Raw genomic sequence first — 631 nt, 5'->3', positions numbered from 1 at the left:
AGCCGGCCGTCGCGGCCGCGGTCGAGCAACTGTTCGACAACCTCGCGCGGCAGCCGGTGCCGGAGACGCTCGTCGCGCAGTGGCTGCCGGACGTCTACGCGGCGTGCCGCGCGGGCGGCCTCGCGAAGGAACCGCGCGCATGGGTGCGCCACCGGATACGCGACGTGATCGCGCACTATGCGCGCGCGTGTGGGATGCAGCGGCCGGCATGACGGGCCGCGAAGGAAACGACGCAACACCACGCAAGACCGACGACATTTCGAACAATCACAGGAGACATGCCATGCAACGAAAGATGCTCGACGCCGCCGCACGCTGTTTCGCCGGAGCCGCGCTCGCGACGGCGGCCTGCGCGGCGTCCGCCGGCACGCTGACGATCGCGACGCTGAACAACCCCGACATGATCGAGTTGAAGAAGCTGTCGCCGGCATTCGAGAAGGCGAACCCCGACATCAAGCTGAACTGGGTGATCCTCGAGGAGAACGTGCTGCGCCAGCGCGCGACGACCGACATCACGACCGGCAGCGGCCAGTTCGACGTGATGGCGATCGGCACCTATGAAACGCCGCAGTGGGGCAAGCGCGGCTGGCTCGCGCCGATCACGGGGCTGCCGGCCGACTACGACCTGAAC

General features: G+C 68.3%; 2 protein-coding genes. Both read left to right on the top strand.

What is annotated here, in order from left to right; all coding sequences use genetic code 11:
• On the top strand, nt 1-212 hold a 212-nt coding region (locus tag A9Z05_RS01640; protein ID WP_141723322.1), incomplete at its 5' end, for a class II D-tagatose-bisphosphate aldolase non-catalytic subunit.
• A 71-nt stretch (nt 213-283) separates the two neighbouring features.
• A partial coding sequence (locus A9Z05_RS01635) for an extracellular solute-binding protein (RefSeq protein ID WP_141723321.1) occupies nt 284-631 on the top strand: 348 nt, incomplete at its 3' end.

This window comes from Burkholderia sp. A2 (genome assembly GCF_001729305.1).
GTDB classification, from domain to species: Bacteria; Pseudomonadota; Gammaproteobacteria; order Burkholderiales; family Burkholderiaceae; genus Burkholderia; species Burkholderia sola.
The sequence above is the reverse complement of the archived record's forward strand: the minus strand, read 5'-3'. Positions and strand labels throughout refer to the sequence as shown.